The sequence below is a fragment of the Pseudomonas agronomica genome (assembly GCF_025917275.1).
In the GTDB taxonomy this organism is placed as follows: Bacteria; Pseudomonadota; Gammaproteobacteria; order Pseudomonadales; family Pseudomonadaceae; genus Aquipseudomonas; species Aquipseudomonas agronomica.
Genome location: NZ_JAOSHO010000450.1, coordinates 1 through 4026, shown reverse-complemented (window position 1 = coordinate 4026; position 4026 = coordinate 1). Strand labels below are relative to the sequence as shown.

General features: G+C 62.5%; 4 protein-coding genes. All 4 read left to right on the top strand.

What is annotated here, in order from left to right; all coding sequences use genetic code 11:
- Positions 1-49: 49 nt before the first annotated feature.
- The 4 genes from pqqC to OC610_RS22465 are packed head-to-tail and all read left to right on the top strand — an operon-like array spanning position 50 to position 3989.
- Entirely contained in the window at positions 50-802 is a 753-nt protein-coding gene (gene pqqC, locus OC610_RS22480) for a pyrroloquinoline-quinone synthase PqqC (protein ID WP_264430876.1), read from the top strand.
- Positions 799-1074, top strand: coding sequence for a pyrroloquinoline quinone biosynthesis peptide chaperone PqqD (gene pqqD / locus OC610_RS22475; protein WP_030139251.1), 276 nt, complete (start codon positions 799-801; stop codon positions 1072-1074). The genes pqqC and pqqD overlap by 4 nt, the downstream gene beginning before the upstream one ends.
- Complete coding sequence (pqqE, locus tag OC610_RS22470; RefSeq protein ID WP_269808071.1) at positions 1067-2197, top strand: pyrroloquinoline quinone biosynthesis protein PqqE; 1131 nt, start codon at positions 1067-1069, stop codon at positions 2195-2197. The genes pqqD and pqqE overlap by 8 nt, the downstream gene beginning before the upstream one ends.
- A complete protein-coding gene (locus OC610_RS22465) occupies positions 2163-3989 on the top strand; it encodes an alpha/beta hydrolase family protein (protein ID WP_264430873.1) in 1827 nt (608 codons plus the stop codon). The genes pqqE and OC610_RS22465 overlap by 35 nt, the downstream gene beginning before the upstream one ends.
- Positions 3990-4026: the final 37 nt, after the last annotated feature.

The window sequence follows — 4026 nt, the reverse complement described above, 5'->3', positions numbered from 1 at the left end:
GGCCTGCCCTGACACCACAGAACCCGCGGGTATTTCCCGGAGAACCAAAATGACTGACACCCCCCTGTCCCCCGCCGAGTTCGAAGCGGCCCTGCGTGCCAAGGGCGCGTATTACCACATCCATCACCCTTATCACGTGGCGATGTATGAAGGCCGTGCCACGCGCGAGCAAATCCAGGGTTGGGTCGCGAACCGCTTCTATTACCAAGTGAACATCCCGCTCAAGGATGCCGCGATCCTGGCCAACTGCCCGGACCGGGAGATCCGCCGCGAGTGGATCCAGCGCCTGCTTGACCATGACGGCGCCCCGGGCGAAGACGGCGGCATCGAAGCCTGGTTGCGGCTGGGCCAGGCGGTGGGCCTGGAACCCGCCCAGCTACGCTCCCAGGAGCTGGTGCTGCCGGGCGTGCGCTTCGCGGTGGATGCCTACGTCAACTTCGCCCGCCGGGCCAGTTGGCAGGAAGCCGCCAGCAGTTCGTTGACCGAGCTGTTCGCCCCGCAGATCCATCAATCGCGCCTGGACAGTTGGCCCCAGCATTACCCGTGGATCGACCCGGCCGGCTATGAGTACTTTCGCACCCGCCTGGGCCAGGCCCGGCGTGACGTGGAGCATGGCTTGGCGATCACCTTGCAGCACTACACCACGCGTGCTGGCCAGGACCGCATGCTGGAAATCCTGCAGTTCAAGCTCGACATCCTCTGGAGCATGCTCGACGCGATGAGCATGGCCTATGAACTGAACCGCCCGCCCTATCACACCGTGACCGACCAACGGGTTTGGCATAAAGGAATTACCCTATGAGCTTCGATCGCAGCCAAACCCCCAACTGGCGCCCCGGCTATCGCTTCCAGTACGAACCGGCCCAGAAAGGCCACGTGCTGCTCTATCCTGAAGGCATGATCAAGCTGAACGACAGCGCTGCGCTGATCGGTGGCCTGATTGATGGCGAACGCGATGTGGCGGCAATCATTGCTGAGCTGGATAAACAATTTCCCGGTGTGCCAGAGCTCGGTGACGACATCGAGCAATTCATGGAGGTCGCCCGTGCACAGCACTGGATCACCCTTGCCTGAGAAGCCCGCCGTTGGCCTGCCGCTGTGGCTGCTGGCCGAGCTGACTTATCGCTGCCCGCTGCAATGCCCGTACTGCTCCAACCCGCTGGACTTTGCCGAGCAAGGCAAAGAGTTGAGTACTGAGCAGTGGTTCAAGGTCTTTCGCGAAGCCCGGGAGATGGGCGCCGCGCAATTGGGCTTTTCCGGCGGAGAGCCGCTGGTGCGCCAGGACCTGGCCGAGTTGATTGGCGAGGCGCGCAAGCTGGGTTTCTACACCAACCTGATCACCTCAGGCATCGGCCTGACCGAACAGAAGATCAGCGACTTCAAGAAGGCTGGCCTGGACCATATCCAGATCAGCTTCCAGGCCAGCGACGAGCAGGTGAACAACCTGCTGGCCGGCTCGAAGAAAGCCTTCGCGCAAAAACTCGAAATGGCCCGGGCGGTGAAAGCCCATGGTTATCCGATGGTGCTGAACTTCGTGACCCATCGGCACAACATCGACAAGATCGACCGCATCATCGAGCTGTGCATCGCCCTCGAAGCCGATTTCGTCGAACTCGCCACCTGCCAGTTCTACGGCTGGGCGCACCTCAACCGCGTCGGCCTGCTGCCCACCCGGGAACAGCTGGTGCGGGCCGAGCGCATCACTAATGAATACCGGGCCAAACTGGAAGCAGAAGGCAACCCGTGCAAACTGATCTTTGTCACGCCGGACTACTATGAAGAACGCCCCAAGGCCTGCATGAATGGCTGGGGCAGCATTTTCCTGACCGTCACGCCGGACGGCACGGCATTGCCGTGTCACGGCGCCCGACAGATGCCGGTGCAGTTCCCGAATGTGCGCGACCACAGCATGCAGCACATCTGGTACGACTCGTTCGGCTTCAACCGTTTCCGCGGTTACGACTGGATGCCCGAGCCCTGCCGCTCGTGCGATGAGAAGGAAAAGGACTTTGGCGGCTGCCGTTGCCAGGCGTTCATGCTCACGGGCGACGCCAGCAATGCCGACCCGGTGTGCAGCAAATCCGAACACCATGGCATGATTCTCCAGGCTCGCGAAGACGCCGAGCACGCCACGCAAACCATCGAGCAACTGGCCTTTCGCAATGAACGAAACTCACGCCTCATCGTTAAAGGCTGACCCGCTCAGCGCCGCCCAGGCTGTCGCGGCAGGCATCGACTTTGCCGAACTGCAACTCGGGCCCCTGGGCCTGTTCTGGAATGAATACCGCCCCGCGGACGGAGCCTGTCGGATCTGGCATTGGCGAGATGGCAAGGCGCATTGCCTGACCCCGGATGGCTTCAGCGTGCGCAGCCGGGTCTATGAATATGGCGGCGGGTCGTTCTGCCTGAGCGGTGACGGCGTGCTGTTTGTCAACGAGGCCGACCAACAGCTGTATCACCAATCGCTGGGAGACCCGCGCCCCTTGGCGTTGACCTCGGGTGAGCGTCGATATGGCGACCTGCACTTCGCCACTGGGCTCGTGCTGGCGGTGGAAGAACAGGCCAACCAGCATCGCCTGGTGTCGATCGGGTTGGCCGACCGTCAGCGACGCGTGCTGGCCGAAGGCGCGGATTTCTATGCCGCGCCGATCCTGAGTCCTGATCAAAAGCGTCTCGCCTGGATCGAGTGGAGTCGCCCGCACCAGCCCTGGACAGCCACCCGGCTGATGCTGGCCGAGCGCAACGATGCAGGTTGGGGCGAACCGGTCTGCGTGGCCGGTCACGGTGCGGAGGAGTCCATCCAGCAACCGCGCTTCGATGCTTCCAATCGTCTTTATTGCCTGACCGATCGAGGCGGTTACTGGCAGCCTTGGGGTGAGAATGCGGGTGTCCTGAGGCCATTGGCTGCCGCCGAAGCCGACCACGCCCCCGCACCCTGGCAATTGGGCGGTTGTACCTGGCTGCCCATAGACGAAGCGACTTACCTGGCGAGCTGGACCGAGGCGGGTTTTGGTCGGCTGGGCTTGTGCCGTGGCGGCGCAACTGAGGATTTCACCGGGACCTATAGCCGCTTTCGCAGCCTGGCCCTGGATGAGCAGTTCATCTATGCCATTGCCGCCTCGCCGACCAGCCCGTCGGCGGTCATTGCCATCGAACGACAGAGCCACGACACCACCGTGCTGGCTGGCGGCATTGCGCCGCTATCGGCCGAACAGATCAGCCGTCCACAGACCCTGCGCTACCCCGTTGCTTCAAGTGAAGCCCACGGGTTCTTTTATCCCGCCATGGGCGCCAACCCGAAACCGCCACTGGTAGTGTTCATCCATGGCGGGCCGACTTCGGCCTGCTATCCGATCTTTGACCCGCGCATCCAGTACTGGACCCAGCGCGGCTTTGCCGTGGCCGACCTCAACTACCGCGGCAGCAGCGGTTATGGCCGAGCCTACCGGCAGGCATTGCATCTGAATTGGGGCGTGGTGGATGTCGAGGATGCCTGCGCCGTCGTTGCGTACCTGGAGGAGCAAGGCCTGGTCGATGGCCGCTGCGCCTTCATTCGTGGCGGTAGCGCCGGTGGGTATACGACCCTTTGTGCCTTGGCATTCCGGAATGTATTCCGTGGCGGAGCCAGCCTCTATGGCGTCAGCGACCCGGTTGCCCTGGGCCGCGCTACGCACAAATTCGAAGGCGATTATCTGGATTGGCTGATTGGCGACCCGCACGTGGACGCCGAGCGCTACCGGGCCCGTACTCCGCTGCTTCACGCAGACCAGATCCACGCGCCGATGATCTTTTTCCAGGGCGAGCTGGATGCCGTGGTCGTACCGCAGCAGACCCGCGATATGGTCAAGGCATTGCAGGACAACGGTGTTCCAGTGGAGGCGCACTACTATCCGGAGGAACGCCACGGTTTTCGCAAGGCTGCAAACCAGGCGCATGCGCTGGAGCACGAGTGGTTGTTTTATCGCAAAGTGCTGGACGGCGCTTTGTAGACAACCCGAAAAACTGTGGGAGCGAGCTTGCTCGCGA